11 protein-coding genes and 1 riboswitch are annotated in these 14,788 nt (G+C 67.6%); of the genes, 5 read left to right on the top strand and 6 right to left on the bottom strand.

The window, feature by feature from the left end; translation table 11 throughout:
* Positions 1-20: 20 nt before the first annotated feature.
* Positions 21-1,040, bottom strand: coding sequence for a hypothetical protein (locus tag WG898_RS04190; RefSeq protein WP_339601484.1), 1,020 nt, complete (start codon positions 1,038-1,040; stop codon positions 21-23).
* 320 nt (positions 1,041-1,360) lie between these two features.
* Here WG898_RS04190 and WG898_RS04185 point away from each other — a divergent pair, with 320 nt between their 5' ends.
* Positions 1,361-2,455, top strand: a complete 1,095-nt coding sequence (locus WG898_RS04185) for an acyltransferase family protein (RefSeq protein ID WP_339601483.1) — start codon at positions 1,361-1,363, stop codon at positions 2,453-2,455.
* On the opposite strand, the gene WG898_RS04180 is transcribed toward WG898_RS04185, so the two are convergent.
* On the bottom strand, positions 2,446-3,147 hold the full coding sequence (locus WG898_RS04180) for a helix-turn-helix transcriptional regulator (protein WP_339601482.1): 702 nt from the start codon (positions 3,145-3,147) through the stop codon (positions 2,446-2,448). The two genes, WG898_RS04185 and WG898_RS04180, sit on opposite strands and share 10 nt — an antisense overlap.
* A 35-nt stretch (positions 3,148-3,182) precedes the next feature.
* Between WG898_RS04180 and WG898_RS04175 the strand changes: the two genes are divergently transcribed.
* The 3 genes from WG898_RS04175 (at position 3,183) to WG898_RS04165 (ending at position 8,616) form a co-directional block, all read left to right on the top strand.
* The gene (locus tag WG898_RS04175; RefSeq protein ID WP_339601481.1) at positions 3,183-4,496 is read left to right on the top strand and encodes an NAD(P)/FAD-dependent oxidoreductase; all 1,314 of its coding nucleotides are present in this window, start codon (positions 3,183-3,185) and stop codon (positions 4,494-4,496) included.
* 4 nt (positions 4,497-4,500) lie between these two features.
* Positions 4,501-4,701: riboswitch (yybP-ykoY riboswitch) on the top strand.
* Positions 4,702-4,709: 8 nt separating this feature from the next.
* Entirely contained in the window at positions 4,710-5,291 is a 582-nt protein-coding gene (locus WG898_RS04170; protein ID WP_339601480.1) for a TMEM165/GDT1 family protein, read from the top strand.
* A gap of 478 nt (positions 5,292-5,769) precedes the next feature.
* Positions 5,770-8,616 (top strand): TonB-dependent receptor, encoded by a 2,847-nt coding sequence (locus WG898_RS04165; RefSeq protein WP_339601479.1) that lies wholly within the window; start codon positions 5,770-5,772, stop codon positions 8,614-8,616.
* A gap of 140 nt (positions 8,617-8,756) precedes the next feature.
* On the opposite strand, the gene glpK is transcribed toward WG898_RS04165, so the two are convergent.
* Positions 8,757-10,250: a glycerol kinase GlpK gene (glpK, locus tag WG898_RS04160; RefSeq protein WP_339601478.1), complete on the bottom strand. Its 1,494-nt coding sequence runs from the start codon at positions 10,248-10,250 to the stop codon at positions 8,757-8,759.
* A gap of 22 nt (positions 10,251-10,272) precedes the next feature.
* Here glpK and glpD point away from each other — a divergent pair, with 22 nt between their 5' ends.
* Positions 10,273-11,820, top strand: a complete 1,548-nt coding sequence (glpD, locus tag WG898_RS04155) for a glycerol-3-phosphate dehydrogenase (protein WP_339601477.1) — start codon at positions 10,273-10,275, stop codon at positions 11,818-11,820.
* On the opposite strand, the gene WG898_RS04150 is transcribed toward glpD, so the two are convergent.
* The 3 genes from WG898_RS04150 to WG898_RS04140 are packed head-to-tail and all read right to left on the bottom strand — an operon-like array spanning position 11,814 to position 14,769.
* Entirely contained in the window at positions 11,814-13,139 is a 1,326-nt protein-coding gene (locus tag WG898_RS04150) for a DUF3422 family protein (RefSeq protein ID WP_339601476.1), read from the bottom strand. The two genes, glpD and WG898_RS04150, sit on opposite strands and share 7 nt — an antisense overlap.
* Entirely contained in the window at positions 13,136-13,768 is a 633-nt protein-coding gene (locus tag WG898_RS04145) for a DUF938 domain-containing protein (RefSeq protein WP_339601475.1), read from the bottom strand. Before WG898_RS04145 ends, WG898_RS04150 begins: the two co-directional genes overlap by 4 nt.
* Positions 13,765-14,769, bottom strand: a complete 1,005-nt coding sequence (locus tag WG898_RS04140) for an NAD-dependent epimerase/dehydratase family protein (RefSeq protein ID WP_339601474.1) — start codon at positions 14,767-14,769, stop codon at positions 13,765-13,767. The genes WG898_RS04145 and WG898_RS04140 overlap by 4 nt, the downstream gene beginning before the upstream one ends.
* Between the last annotated feature and the right edge of the window lie 19 nt (positions 14,770-14,788).

The raw sequence follows: 14,788 nt of genomic DNA, 5'->3' as shown, positions 1-14,788 counted from the left end.
CGCGCTGGTGCTTCGCGCCACTATTGAAGATGCGCCCTCACCCAGTCGCCGATCTTGGCGCGCAGCGGGTGCTTGGCGTTGCCCTCGGGCATGCCCGTCACCCAACCCGAAATCAAATCGGCAGCGATTTCATTCGGGTGATAGTTCTCGGTCTTGTTCGGGAAGCGAGCCTGGTAGCCGCTCAGTGACTTCAACTCCTGGGTCATTGGCAGGCCTTTCTCGTTCAACATGAGCCTGAAGCCGGCATCGGTTTCGAGCAGCTTGACGGCCACATAGTGGCTGTCGTCAGCCAGTTTCGGATGCTCGAGTTCGCTCAGCAGCAACTCCAGCACCATCCATGGCGAACCTTCACCCATTCTGTAGGCCCACCGCAAGTCGAGGGCATCGGGGTTGCTGACGCGGCGCTCGGCCAGCCAGGGATGATCGGGGAGTTTGTCCAGGCGACGAAACCCCAGCAATTCGGTATAGAGCTGGTTGAAACGTTCCGGGTATAGGCGCTGCAGCACATGGGTTTGTTCGTGGATCAACAGGGGCGCAGCCATCTGGTCGAGTATGGTGGTCCAGCCCCAGCGGTACATGCGCGTCATCGAGCCCAGTTCCGCGCTGGAAAGAATGATCGAGCCAGCGCGGGTATGTGGCACACCGCCTTCGACGGCGACGCCGGTCTTGACGAAGGAGAACGGCGTGCGCGCCATCAAGGGGAAATCCTGGCTGATCCTTGGCGCGAGCCGACGCAGCACATCGCGCAGCATGGCTGCTTCGTCGCTGCTGAAAGCCTGCACGTCGTCGGCGTATTTGGCGCGTGCCTTGGCACGTGCGTCCGCGAGTTTGCCGCCCTCAAGCGTCAGCCCGGTCTTGGCGCGCATCTCGGCCAGCTGCAGGTTTTCGAAATAGCCGGCTTCACTGCCTTCGGTGAGGATTCTTCTGCCCTCGGCCACAGTAGGGAACTGAACCGTCAGCACGCTGTCGATCTTGTCCTGCGCTTGGGCCGGGAACGTCAATGTGAGTAGTAGCAGGACTAGCGCTGAAAGGTGCTGCATCGTTGTTTCGGTCGGTCGGTCGGTCGGTCGGTCGGTAGGGATGGGTTTGGATTTGGCCCGAGCCGCTGCGGGCCGCGGGCGGCTGGCATGCCGCTGGCACTGTAGGAGCCGCGGGCGGGGCGCGCGACAGGGCTGCGACAGGCTGCGCAAGCATGGGGCTGGAGTGCTCGAATGGCGCCCTGCATATGAGGGGGCCGCGTTTGGCCGCGGCCGACGCCAGGCGCTCCCCGGCTAGAATCGCGGGTTCGCCTGTGCTGCCGGCGCTCCCCCACTTGTAGCAATCCGGCCCGTCGCCGCTCCCCGGCCCGGGCCCTGGGTCCATGTCTGTCTCGTCCCACCGTCTGTTTCACGTCGACGCCCTGAAGGCGCTTGCCGCCCAGCTCATCGTGCTGCACCACCTGTCCGTCTATGGCCCGGTGGCGCAAGCCATGCACGAGCTGCTGCCGGCCTTGAGCGAGCTGCTGTTTCACTACGGCCGCATGGCGGTGCAGGTGTTTCTGGTGCTGGGCGGCTATTTGTCGGCGCGCGGCCTGTCGGCGCGCGGCGGCCTGCTGAGCGGCCATCCGCTGGAACTGCTGTGGCGCCGCTATCTGCGCCTGGCGCTGCCCTTCATGGCCGCCGTGCTGCTGACCCTGGCATGCTCGGAGTTGGTGGAAGACGCCCTGCCCGAGCTGGTGCCGCAAGACGTCAGCCTGGCGCAGCTGCTCTCGCATGCGCTGCTGATGCATGGCGTGCTGGGCCACGAGGCGCTCACCGTGGGCGCCTGGTATGTGGCGATCGATTTTCAGCTCTTCGGCCTGCTCCTGGGCCTGCTGTGGCTGGTGCGCTCGGCCGCGGGCCTGCCGCGCGCCTGGCGCATGCTGCTGGGCCCCGGCCTGGTGCTGCTGCTGTGTGCGGCCTCGCTGTATGGCTTCAATCTGATGCCGGAGCTGGACCATCTGGCGCTCTATTTCTTCGGCGCCTATGGCCTGGGTGCGATGGTGCATTGGCTGAGCCTGTCGCGCTATCCGCGGCTGGCGCTGGCGGGGCTGGGCCTGTTGGCAGGTGGAGCGCTGGTGCTGGCCTTCCGTGAGCGCGCGCTGCTGGCGGCGCTGACCGCCGCCGTGCTCGCGGCCTGGCAGCTGCGCCCCACGCTGTCGCAGTGCTTCGCAGCGCGCGCGCGCCTGGCCCGTCTGCTGGCTCACCACAGCCAGCATTCCTATGCGTTGTTCCTGGTGCACTTCCCCATCGTGCTGTTGCTGAACGCCTGGGTCGAGCCGCAGGACCAGCCCCTGGGCGCCTGGGCCGCCGTCTACCTGCTGGCGGCCTGGCTGCTCAGCAATGTGGCGGCTCTGCCCTTCTACCGCTGGATCGAGGCGCCGGCCGCGCGCCTGCGCCTGAAGGCGGCAGCGCCGATCGCCGCGCTTCAGCGCTGAGCGGAGTCGGCCGGCATTTTGTTTTCCATGCGCTGCAGATCGGCCAGGGTCTTGCCTGCCTCGTCGCGGAAACGTTCGTCCAGCAGCTCCAACTGCTGGATGCGGTCGACGCGGAAGTTGCGAAAGCCTTCGCGCAGCTCGCACCAGGCGGCAATCGTCCAGACCGGGCCCCAGAACAAGCAGGCCAGCGGCCGCAGCACGCGCTCGCTGCTGACGCCGCTGAGGTCCAGGTACTGCACGCGCAGCTTGTGGCGCGTCTCGGTGGCCTGGCGCAGCTGACCCAGGCGCGCGCGCGTGGCCTCGTCCAGGTCGCGCAGCGGCGCATAGACCGCCAGCCGTTCGGCCGCGGCGCGCGCGGCGCCGGGCAGCACCGCGAGGATCTTGCCGAGCGCGTCCTCGGCCTGGCGCGCCAGCGCCTCATCGAGCTGGCCCTGCGCCAGCCGCACCACCGCCACCAGGGCCTGCGCCTCCTCGGCGCTGAACATCAGCGGTGGCAGCTCGAAGCCCGCGCGCATGCGGTAACCCACGCCGGCCTCGCCCTCGATAGGCACGCCCTGCTGCTGCAGGGCGGCGATGTCGCGGTAAATCGTGCGTGCCGACACCTCCAGCCGGCTGGCCAGGAAATCGGCCTTGGTGAGGCGGCGTCCACGGATCAGCTGGACGATCTGGAACAGGCGGTCGGCGCGGCGCATGGGCGGCATTCTCCTCTGCCGCTACAGTGGCTCGCATGCAAAGCAAGGAACTGCCCCATATCGTCATCATCGGTTGCGGTTTCGGTGGCCTGGAAGCCGCCCGCAGCCTGGCTGCTGCTCCGGTGCGCATCACCCTGCTGGACCGCAGCAATCACCATCTGTTCCAGCCCCTGCTTTACCAGGTGGCCACGGCGGGCCTGTCGGCGCCCTCGATTGCCGCGCCGATCCGCCACATGCTCAGGCGCCAGCGCAACTGCACCGTGCTGATGGCCGAGGTGAGCGGCATCGACAAGGCGGCGCGCCGCGTCAGCCTGGCCGATGGACAGCAACTCGGCTACGACGCGCTGATCGTCGCCAGCGGCGCCACCCACAGCTATTTCGGCCGCGACGAATGGGCCCAGCATGCGCCCGGGCTCAAGACCCTGGCCGATGCCTTCAAGCTGCGCGCCAGGCTGCTCAGCGCCTTCGAGCGCGCTGAAACCCTGACCATGCCGGCCGAGCGCGAGCCCTGGCTCAACTTCGTCGTCATCGGCGCCGGCCCCACCGGGGTGGAAATGGCCGGCACGCTGGCCGAGATCGCCCGCCACACCTTGCGCGACGAGTTCCGCCGCATCGATCCGGCCACCGCCAGGGTGATGCTGCTGGAAGGCTCGGAGCGTGTGCTGCAGGCCTTCCAGCCGGCGCTGTCGGCCAAGGCGCAGCAGCAGCTCGAGGCCCTGGGCGTGCAGGTGCGCACGCGTTGCAAGGTGGTGGCCATCGACGCCGGCGGCGTCGAGCTGGAGGCGCAGGGCGGCGAGCGCCAGCGCATTCGCACCCACACGGTGGTGTGGGCGGCCGGCGTGGCGGCATCCCCGCTGGGCCGCGCCCTGGAGGTGCCGCTGGACCGCGCCGGCCGCGTCATCGTCGACGGCAGCCTCAACATCCCCGGCCACCCCGAGGTCTATGTGATCGGCGATCTGGCGGCGGCGCAAAGCCATGAAAAGAATGGCAGCAGCAGGCCGGTGCCGGGCGTCAGCCCGGGCGCCAAGCAGATGGGCCGGCATGCGGCGCGCCAGATCATGGCGCGCCTGATCCTGAACCGGCCCGGGGGTCAGACCTTGCCTCCCTTCCGCTACCGCGACTACGGCGCGCTCGCCACCATCGGCCGCAAGGCCGCGGTGGCGGATCTGGGGCGGCTGCAGTTCTCGGGCTATTTCGCCTGGCTGTTCTGGCTCTTCGTCCACATCTACTTCCTGATCGGTTTCCGCAACCGCATGGTGGTGCTGATGGACTGGGCCTGGGCCTATTGGAGCTTCCAGCGCTATGCACGCATCGTGGCGGATGAGGAGCAGAGCCGGCGCTGCCCTTAGAATCCGCTCCGTCATTGGGGAGTAGTCGCCGTGCAGGGTGCACGGGCCCGCGTCAACATACTTGGTCTGGTTGCAGCTTGCGATTGACCATGGCGCGCGCAGCCTCCGGTTCCACCGGAAGCCTGGCAAGACCTTTGACCATGCAGCGCCCGGGACGGCCGGGGCGCGCGTGGTCAATGGATTTTTCTTGCACCGGCCGTGGAGTCATTCTCAATGGAAGCCTTGCTCGTCTCCACCGGTCTGGTGGCCCTCGCCGAAATCGGCGACAAGACCCAGTTGCTGGCCTTTTTGTTGGCCGCGCGTTTTCGCAAGCCACTGCCGATCTGCCTGGGCATCCTGATCGCCACCCTCGTCAACCATGCCGGCGCCGGCGCGCTCGGGGCCTGGATCACCAGCCTGCTGAGCCCTGGCACGCTGCGCTGGGTGCTGGGCCTGGGCTTTGTGGCGATGGCCGTCTGGACCCTCATCCCCGATCAGATCGACGACGAGGTGGAGGGCGGCAAGGGCATGAAGCTGGGCGTGCTGGGCACCACCATCGTGGCCTTCTTCCTGGCCGAGATGGGCGACAAGACCCAGGTTGCCACGGTGGCGCTGGCGGCCCGTTTCGACGCCCTAACTGCGGTGGTTGCTGGCACCACGCTGGGCATGATGATCGCCAACGTGCCGGCGGTGCTGCTGGGCGATCGCATTGCCCACAAGATCCCGCTGCGCCTGGTGCATGGCCTGGCCGCCATGATTTTCGGCACCCTCGGCGTGGCCACCCTGCTGGGGGCGGGGGCGAGCCTGGGTTTCTGAAACAAAAATATCTGAAGACCGGCCCGCGGGCCGCATGACCATCGGCGTCTACGGCGCAAGCGCCGATGCCTACAGCTCAAACTCGCGCGCTACATCGGCCGCATCCACCGTGCCGCCAGCGGCCCCATCACCTGCATCGGTCAGCCGATTGAGAATCTGGACGGCCTGCACGGCTCGGGGCTTGAGCATCCTTCAAGGTCAAGGATTTGGGCCGAGTCAGCCTTGCGATGACTGCCAGCTATGTGATGAAGCATGAGGACGAGAGTGGCCAGACCACCCCCTAGGCACCCTGTGCGCTTAGGGGGTTATGGCGTTCGGGGTGCAGCATTGGCGCAACTCTGAAGGGTTTTCCTAGGGGTGGGTCGGGCCATGACCGGCCAAAAATCCGGGCTCTTCCGCAGCGGGAAATGATCCCTGCCTGTCGCGTCAGGACGACATCCCGGCTGCGACCCCTATCTCTCATTTCAGGAGTGGAGCCATGTTAAAAACAACTCGTCTGTGTGGTGCGTTGGCGCTGGCCTATGCAGGATTGCACGCAGGAGCCGTTTATGCGCAAGAAGGCCAGAAGCTGGAGCGCGTGGAAATCACCGGATCCAGCATCAAGCGTATTTCCGATGAGGCCTCGCTGCCCGTGACCGTGGTCACCAAGGCCGATATCGAGCGTAGCGGCGTGCAGAACACCGAGCAGCTGATCGACCGCATCAGTGCGGTTTCGTCGGCGGGTGGTCAGGTGGCTGCTGGCGTTTCGGGACTGGCCACCTACGGCCTGTCTGCGGTATCCATGCGCGGGCTGGGCTCGCAGCGAACCCTGGTGCTGGTGAACGGGCGCCGCCTGGCGGTGTTTGCCGGGTCGGGTTCTGCGGTGAATGTGAACGCGATCCCCTTGGCGGCCATCGAGCGTGTGGAAGTGCTGCAGGACGGCGCTTCCGGCGTGTACGGCAGCGATGCCATCGCCGGCGTGATGAACTTCATCCTGCGCCAGAACTATGACGGCGTTGAGCTGTCGGCTTCGTATGGCGAGCCCACGCGCGGTGGCGGTGGCCGCAATCGCAAGGCAAGCGTGGTTGGCGGCTTCGGCAATTACGACCGTGATCGATTCTCGGTGGTGCTGTCGGCCGCCATGGAGAAGGAGTCGAACATGCTTGGTGCCGAGCGTTCGTACACCAAGTCCGACACCAATATTCCCTACTACGAGGGCGGCGCGACCGAGACCGGCCGCATCGAGGGCGCTTGGCTGTTCCCGGGGCAGATCACCGATATTTCCGAACCGGGTCCGAATACCCGCAGTGCTGACAACCCTTACGGCATCAGCAACACCGGCTATGGCAATCCGATGGCAGCCGCCGGCAAATGTGCTGACATCGGCATGCGCGCGCGCAGCGGCAAGGGCCTGAGCCAAGGGTTTACGCCAGGCTTGGACGCTGACGGCAACCCGGCCGACGTTGCAAGCAAGACGGCACCCAACTGCACCTTCGATACCGGCCCATTTGTTGGCCTGGTGCCGAACCGTGACTACTACGGCGCGAGCGGCTCGCTGCGCTTCAAGTTGAGCGAATCCCAGGAGTTGTTCGCCGAGGCCCTGGTCTCGCGCAACAAGTCGGTCAATCCAATTCAGCCAGCGCCTACGCGGCAGGCTTTCAACCAGGGCAACACCAATTTCAAGGGCTCCGGCGTTGACCCCATTCTGCTGATCTATCCGCAGAACCCCAACTACAAGATCGCCGCCGACTACCTGAACTCCATCGGCCTGGGTGCCATGGTGGGCAAGCCTCTGGGCGTGTCGCAGCGTACCTTCCTGATGGGGCCGCGCACGACCAGCGACACGGCCGATCAGGGCCGCCTGGTGCTGGGCACGCGTGGTACCTTGGCAGACCTGGACTACGAACTGGCCTATACCTATAACCGCAGCAAGACCGATGGCGCCGTGATCGACGGTTTCGGCTCGATCTTCGGCCTGCACAAGGTGCTGAACGATCCTGCCAGCAACTGGAACCCTTGGGCGCCGCTGGGCAAGCAGCCCGACGATGTGCAGGCCAAGTTGGAGGCGGTCAAGTACAAGGGACCGACGATGACGTCGAAGTCCATCAACCAGGGTCTGGACGCACGCATCAGCGGCTCGCTGATGGAACTGGGTGGTGGCCCCCTCGGCTTTGCGGCAGGCATGGTGGCCCGTGATGAGCAGTACAAGCTGACGCCTGCGCCCATTCTCGGCACCGGCGACCTGCTGGGCCAGGGTACGGCGGTCGTGGAAACCGATGGTCGCCGCAGCGTCTGGGCCATGTTTGGCGAGGTGAACGCACCGTTCACCAAGTCGCTGGAAGGCAATGTGGCATTGCGCTCGGACAGCTACAGCGACTTTGGCCGCACCACGAATGCAAAGGCCAGCCTGCGTTGGCAACCCATGAAGGAGCTGATGGTGCGCTCGTCGGCAGGTACCGGTTTCCGCGCACCAACGCTGGTCGACCTGTTCCAGCCGCAACAGATTGGCTCGACCGAGCAATTCGTTGACCCCAAGTTCCCTGGCAATGGCCCGATCCAGGTCGTGGCCGTGACTGGCGGCAACCCGCATCTGAAGGCCGAGGAGTCCAAGCAATTCAGCATTGGCATGGTATTCCAGCCCTTCAGCAGCCTGACCGGCAGCCTGGACTACTTCCAGGTGAATGTTGACAACGCCATCGCAACCCCGACGGCGCTGCAACTGGTCGCCGGCTTCCGTCGTGGCGCGCCCGGCTTCGCAGACTTCGTGACGACCAACCCCTCGGGAGAAATCACCAAGGTCAATCAGCTGCCAGCCAACGTGAGCGCCATCAAGACGGCCGGTTTCGACCTGGATCTGCGCTATCGCGAGAAGCTGTGGGATGGCCGCCTGGATGTGGGGCTGAATGGCACCTACATGAGCAAGTACGACCTGACGAACGCAAGCGGCGAGCTGGAGAAGAGCGTCGGTTCCATCGTTCGCCCGGACGGTGCTCCGCTGGTGGCCGCGGCAACTGGCGTGATCCTGCGCTGGAAGCACACCTTGTCGGTGGGTTACAGCTATGGACCGTTCAGCGGCGCCCTGTCGCAGCGCTATTACAAGGGCTACGAGATGGCGCGTGATCTCGACAACAATCGCCAATTTGTCAAGGGTCAATCGACCTACGACCTGGTGATGTCGTACAACGTGATCAAGAACGCCAAGCTGACCTTGGGCGTGCGCAATCTGCTGGATCGCGATCCGCCGCTGTTCATCCACAACGGCAGCCAGTTCCAGGCAGGCTACGACGTGTACCAGGAAGACCCGCGTGGTCGCTTTGTGTACGTGCAGGCCAGCTACAAGTTCTAAACCTGCCACAGGCGCTCAGGCGCCTGGCTTCCAAGACCCCCGGGGTGCTCATGCATCTTGGGGGTTTTTTCTTGGTACTTGCGCCAACGCGTAGGCTCAATACCCGTCTCCCAAGCCGGCGCTGATCGGCGGCTTCATCATCAAGCCGCCGTGGCCTGCCGCACCGCGCGCTCCCAGCCGGCCATCAGCGCGCCGGCCTGATCGCGCGTCATGCCGGGCTGGAACACGCGCTCCACCTGCCAATGGCTGGCCAGTTCGTCCAGCCCCTGGTAGACGCCCGTGCCCAGGCCGGCCAGATAGGCCGCGCCCAGCGCGGTGGTCTCGATCACCTTGGGCCGCAGCACCGGGATGCCCAGCAGATCGGCCTGGAACTGCATCAGCAAATCATTCACACAGGCGCCGCCGTCCACGCGCAGCTCGTGCACCGGTGCGCCGCCCGCGGCCACGGCATCTGCCGACATGGCCTGCAGCAGCGCCGCGCTTTGAAACGCGATGCTTTCCAGCGCGGCGCGCGCGATATGCGCCATGCTGCTGCCGCGCGTCAGGCCGACGATGGCGCCGCGCGCCTCGGCATTCCAATAGGGTGCGCCCAGGCCGGTGAAGGCAGGCACGAACATCACGCCGCCGGCGTCGGGCACGCTCTCGGCCAGGGCCTGGACATCGCCGCTGGAAGGGAAGGCGCGCAGGCCGTCGCGCAGCCACTGCACCACCGCGCCGCCGATGAAGACGCTGCCCTCCAGCGCATAGGCGGGGCTCGCGTCCACCTGGGCGGCGGCGGTGCTGATGAGGCCGTTGCGCGAGTGCTGCAGCTGGCCGCCGGTGTGCATCAGCATGAAGCAGCCGGTGCCATAGGTGTTCTTGGCCATGCCGGCCCGGAAGCAGGCCTGGCCGAACAGGGCGGCCTGCTGGTCGCCGGCGATGCCGCCGATGGCGATCGCGGCGCCGAGGTGCTCGGCGGCGACCTGGCCGTACAAATGCGCGGAGGGGAATACCTCGGGGAGCAAGGCTGATGGAATGTCCAGAGCCTCGCAGAGGCTCTGGTCCCATTGGTTGCTGCGCACGTCGAACAGCATGGTGCGCGCGGCATTGCTGACGTCACTGGCATGCACGCGGCCATTCGTCAGCTTCCAGACCAGCCAGCTGTCCACCGTGCCGAAGGCCAGCTCGCCGCGCTCGGCGCGCGCACGCGCACCCGGCACGTGGTCGAGCAGCCAGCGCAGCTTGGTGCCCGAGAAATAGGGGTCTATCACCAGGCCGGTGTGCTCACTCACCAGCGGGGCCAGGCCTTGCGCGCGCAGCTCGGCGCACAGGGGCTCGGTGCGGCGGTCCTGCCAGACGATGGCCGGGTGCAAGGGCTGGCCGGTCTGGCGGTCCCACAAGAGCGTGGTCTCGCGCTGGTTGGTGATGCCCAGGGCCAGCACCTGCCGGGCGCTGATGCCGGCCTTGGCCAGGGCCTCGCGCGCGGTGGCCAGCTGGCTGGCCCAGATCTCCTCAGCATCGTGCTCCACCCAGCCCGGCTGCGGGTAGAGCTGGCGGAACTCGCGCTGTGCCATTGCCACCACATGACCGCGGGTATCGAACACGATGCTGCGCGAACTGGAGGTGCCTTGGTCAAGGGCTAGCAAATAGCTCATGGCAATGACTTAGAGTTAGGCGATGGACCATTTTGACGCACTGGTGGTGGGTGGTGGCATCAATGGCGCGGGCATTGCACGCGATCTCGCCGGGCGCGGCTGGAAGGTGCTGCTGGCCGAGGCCCAGGACCTGGCCGCGCATACCTCTTCATCCAGCACCAAGCTGATCCACGGCGGGCTGCGCTACCTCGAGTACTACGAGTTTTCGCTGGTGCGCAAGGCGCTGCAGGAGCGCGAGCTGCTGCTCAGGAGCGCGCCCCACATCATCTGGCCGCTGCGCTTCGTGATGCCGCACGACCCGGCGATGCGGCCGGCCTGGATGATACGCATCGGCCTGTTCCTCTACGACCACCTGGCGCGCCGGCGCGTGCTGCCAGGCTCCAAGGGCGTGCAGCTGCGCAAGTCCAAGCTGGGCGAGCCGCTCAAACCCGAATTCACGCGCGGCTTCGTCTATTCGGATGGCTGGGTGGACGACGCTCGCCTGGTGCTGCTGAATGCGCTGGACGCGCGCGACAAGGGCGCCGAGGTGCTGACGCGCAGCCCGGTCACGCGCGTGTTTCGCGGTGCCGCGGGCTGGAGCGCCCGCATCGCCACGCCGCAGGGCGAGCGCATGGTGCATGCGCGCGCGCTGGTGAACGCCGCCGGCCCCTGGGCCGAGCAATTCCTGCGCGAGGTGGCGCGGCCTGCCGGGGGCGAGCAGCTCGCCACCAAGAGCCTGCGCCTGGTGAAGGGCAGCCACATCGTGGTGCAGCGGCGCTTCCCGCACGACCATGCCTACATCTTCCAGAACCCCGACAAGCGCATCATCTTCGCCATCCCCTACGAGCGCGAGTTCACCCTCATAGGCACCACCGACGTGGAGCTGCCGGACGCTGCGCTGGCGAGCCAGGCCAAGGCGCAGATCAGCCATGCCGAGATCGACTATCTGTGCGCCCAGGCCAGCCGCTACCTGGCCGAGCCGGTGCATCCGGCCGATGTGGTGTGGAGTTATGCGGGCGTGCGGCCCTTGCTGGACGACGCCTCGGGCGACCCCTCGGCGGTGACGCGCGACTACCTGCTGGAAACCCATACCGAGGGCGGCGCGCCACTCTTGAGCGTGTGGGGCGGAAAGATCACCACCTTCCGCAAGCTCGCCGAGGATGCCGCGGATTTGATCGGGCAGCTGCTGGGCGAGCGCCGCAAGCCCTGGACCGCCAAGGCCAGCCTGCCCGGCGGCGATTTCAGCGCCTGGATAGGCGCGCCGCGCCGCCCCGACCAGGACTTCGAGCAGTTTCAGCTGGCCGTGTTCGCGCGCCACCCCTATCTGTCCATGCCCCTGCTGCACCGCCTCTGCCGGGCCTATGGCGCGCGCGTCTCGCGCGTGCTGGGCGCCTCGGTGCGCCTCAAGGACCTGGGGCAGGAGGTGGCCCCCGGCCTCCACGAGATCGAGTTGCGCTACCTGATGCGCGAGGAATGGGCCTGCAGCGCCGAGGACGTGCTGTGGCGCCGCAGCAAGCTGGGCCTGCATTACAGCGAAACTGAGCGGGCCGCAGTGGCCTCATGGATCGCCGAAAACTATCCTCCTCAGTGATGCAGCTTGGCGTGCAGCTTCTGCGTCGCGCGCCACACCGCCCACAGCACCAGCGGGATCAGGGCGCCCGCCAGCAGCTCGGGGTTGAGCGGCAGGCCCAGCGACTTGAGCGCCTTGCCGCCATACAGCAGCAGGCTGATCACGTAGTAGGAGATCGCCGCGATCGAGAGCCCTTCCACGGTGGTCTGCAGCTTGAGCTGCAGCTCCTGGCCGCGCGTCAGCTTGGCCAATAGCTGCTGGTTCTGCGTTTCGCGCGCGATGTCCACGCGGGTGCGCAGCAGGGCGCTGGCGCGCTCGGTGCGCGCCGACAGCGAGGCCAGGCGCTGCGCGGTGGCGGCCACGGTGGCAATCGCGGGCGAGAGCCGGCGCTGCATGAATTCGCCCAGCGTCTGCGTGCCGGGGATGGGGCGCTCGCGCAGCTCGGCAATGCGCTGCTGCACCAGACCGTAATAGGCCTGGGTGGCCGAGAAGCGGTAGGCGTTCTGGGCGGTGGCGCGTTCCACCTGGGCGGCGATGGCGATCAGCGCGTCCAGCAGATCCTGCTCCGAGCTCTGCTTGGCCACCAGCTGCTCGGTCACGCGTGCCAGCGCGGCCTCGGCCTCGCCCAGCACCGGCGCCAGCGCCTTGGCGGCCGGCAGGCCGCGCAGCGCCATCAGCCGGTAGGTTTCCAGTTCCAGCAGGCGCTGCGAGATGCGGCCGGCGCGCGTCTCGGTGGTGCCGGGCGCGAACAACACCAGCATGCGTTCGAAACCGCAGGGGCGCAGCTGCAGATCGGTCACCACCATCGAATGGCCGATGCCGTCGCGCCCCGCACCCATCTGTGAAGCCAGCACATCGCCGCCGCCCAGCCAGCGCTGCGCGCGCGCCAGCAAGCCGGCGGGCGCTTCGCTGAATGCATGCTCCAGCATCGCCAGCTTCACCGCTGCCACGGTGCGGCCCGGAATGCCGGCCAGCCAGGACGGCTCCACCTGCAGGGCGCTGGACAGTTGCGGGTTCACGGCATCAAGCCCGGCCTCGGCCGGCAGCGGCTGGACGATGGAATAGCGCGTGAACTCGCTGTGACGCTCCCACTTCACGGTGAAACCGGCGTCCATGTGCAGGCGCAGGAAGTTGCCCTGCAGGGCCTCCGGGGCCAGGTCTTGCTGGCCGGGCAGCAGGCGCAGCTGCGCCAGCTCCTGCTCGCGGCTCACGCCCTGGTTGAGCACCGCCACATAGACCACCAGGGCCGGCAGGCGGATATGGGCTTGCGGGCGCGCATGCACCTCGTTGTGCAGCAGCGCGCGCTGCGTATCGTCGGGCGGCAGGGTGGGAGAAGTCATGGCGGGCAAGTATCGGTGAGGGCCCAGACCAGCAAGAGGTTGTTGGCCGGCATGGCGATGCGTTGCCGCAGGCTCAGGCCGGCGGCTGCGGCCTCCGCGCGCACCGCCTCCAGGCTGCGCAGGCCCCAGGCCGCATCGCGTGCGCGAATGTCGGCATCGAAGGCCAGGTTGCTGGCCGCGGTTGGCACCTCGGCCTCCAGATAGGGGCCGTAAGTCAGCAGCAGGCCGGTGGGCACGAGGTGGCGTGCCGCGCCCCGCATCAGCGCGGCACAGCAGGGCCAGGGGGCCACGTGCAGCATATTGGCGCAGAAGACCAGCTCGTAGCGCTGCCCGTCCAGCGGCCAGGGCTCGGCCAGCACATCCAGCCGCAGCGGTGCCGGCAGGCGCGCGCGCACCTCGGCGGGTGCCTGCTCGGCCCAGGCGGCGATGGCCTCAAGCCGGCTGGTGTCGAGATCGGTGGCCTGCCAGCTCCAGCCCGGCAGGCCGGCCATGAAGTGCGGACCATGCTGGCCGGTGCCGGCGGCGATCTCCAGCGCCCGGCCCTGGGCGGGCAGCAGGCCTAGCAAGGCCTCCAGGATGGGCTGCTTGTTGCGCTCGGCGGCGGGGGAATGCAGGGGAGGATGGCTCATGGTTTCAGCAGCTCCAGTTCACGTTCGCGGCTCAGGCCTTGCGGCGCCTGCGCCGGTTCGCCGCGCAGCCAGGCGGCCGTGTCCAGCAGCGTCTCGGCCAGCGGCCGGTAATGCAGGCCGGCGGCCAGGGCGGCGCTGTCGCGTATCTCCATCATGGCATTGTCGGCATCGGGCAACCAATAGGGCAGGTCGGCAAAGGGCTGCACGCCGGCGGCCAGCAGTTCGGCGTCGCTGCGCCAGCGCAGGCGGGCGCGGCCGCCGCAGGCGCTGTTGGCGGCATGGAGCAACTGGCCCATGTCCAGCCCGTCGGCCCCGGCCGTGATGAACACCCCGTCGCGGCGCTGGGCGGCCAGCCGCAGCGCGAAGCCGGCGATGTCGCGCGCATCGATCAGGCGCACCGTGCGTTCGGGCCGGCCCGGTGCCAGCACCTTGCCGCCCTCGGCCAGGCGCGTGAGCCAGTAGCGCAGGCGCGGACTGAAATCGTAGGGGCCGACGATGAAGCCGGGGCGCAGCACCAGGGTGCGGCCGGGCAGCAGGGCCTGCACGGTCTGTTCGCACAGGGCCTTGAGGCCGCCGTAGGCCGCGCCATAGCCGCCGCCGTTTTGCGAGGCGCCGCTGCTGGCCTGCGCCTCGGCGCCTGCGAGCTGCGCGGCGGTGAGTTCGGCCAGCGGCGAGCCCTCCACGGTCTGGCCGTCGATCTGCGGATAGACCGAGATGCTGCTGATCAGGCAGTAATGCTCCACCGCATCGCGCAGCGTCTCGGCGGCGCGGCGCGCGGCACTGGGCAGGTAGCAGCTGGCATCGAACACGGCGTCCCAGCGGCGCCCGCGCAAGGCGCCCAGGTCCTGCAGGCGGTTGCCGTGGATCTGCTCCACGCCGGGGAAGAGGCCGGCCTGGCTGCCGCGGTTGAAGAGCGTCAGCTCATGGCCGGCCGCCAGCGCGGCCTCCACGAAATGCCGGCCCAGGAACTGGGTGCCGCCGAGGACGAGAATTTTTTGCATGGGTTCGGGCCGCTGCGAT

The sequence above is a fragment of the Paucibacter soli genome, assembly GCF_037482845.1.
In the GTDB taxonomy this organism is placed as follows: domain Bacteria; phylum Pseudomonadota; class Gammaproteobacteria; order Burkholderiales; family Burkholderiaceae_C; genus Paucibacter_B; species Paucibacter_B soli.
The sequence above is the reverse complement of the archived record's forward strand: the minus strand, read 5'-3'. Positions and strand labels throughout refer to the sequence as shown.

What these genes read in the sequence shown, in the direction of transcription:
- WG898_RS04190 (WP_339601484.1), bottom strand. Translation starts at nt 1,040, where the DNA reads ATGCAGCACCTTTCAGCGCTAGTCCTGCTACTACTCACATTGACGTTC.
- WG898_RS04185 (WP_339601483.1), top strand. Translation starts at nt 1,361, where the DNA reads ATGTCTGTCTCGTCCCACCGTCTGTTTCACGTCGACGCCCTGAAGGCG.
- WG898_RS04180 (WP_339601482.1), bottom strand. Translation starts at nt 3,147, where the DNA reads ATGCGCCGCGCCGACCGCCTGTTCCAGATCGTCCAGCTGATCCGTGGA.
- WG898_RS04175 (WP_339601481.1), top strand. Translation starts at nt 3,183, where the DNA reads ATGCAAAGCAAGGAACTGCCCCATATCGTCATCATCGGTTGCGGTTTC.
- WG898_RS04170 (WP_339601480.1), top strand. Translation starts at nt 4,710, where the DNA reads ATGGAAGCCTTGCTCGTCTCCACCGGTCTGGTGGCCCTCGCCGAAATC.
- WG898_RS04165 (WP_339601479.1), top strand. Translation starts at nt 5,770, where the DNA reads ATGTTAAAAACAACTCGTCTGTGTGGTGCGTTGGCGCTGGCCTATGCA.
- glpK (WP_339601478.1), bottom strand. Translation starts at nt 10,250, where the DNA reads ATGAGCTATTTGCTAGCCCTTGACCAAGGCACCTCCAGTTCGCGCAGC.
- glpD (WP_339601477.1), top strand. Translation starts at nt 10,273, where the DNA reads ATGGACCATTTTGACGCACTGGTGGTGGGTGGTGGCATCAATGGCGCG.
- WG898_RS04150 (WP_339601476.1), bottom strand. Translation starts at nt 13,139, where the DNA reads ATGACTTCTCCCACCCTGCCGCCCGACGATACGCAGCGCGCGCTGCTG.
- WG898_RS04145 (WP_339601475.1), bottom strand. Translation starts at nt 13,768, where the DNA reads ATGAGCCATCCTCCCCTGCATTCCCCCGCCGCCGAGCGCAACAAGCAG.
- WG898_RS04140 (WP_339601474.1), bottom strand. Translation starts at nt 14,769, where the DNA reads ATGCAAAAAATTCTCGTCCTCGGCGGCACCCAGTTCCTGGGCCGGCAT.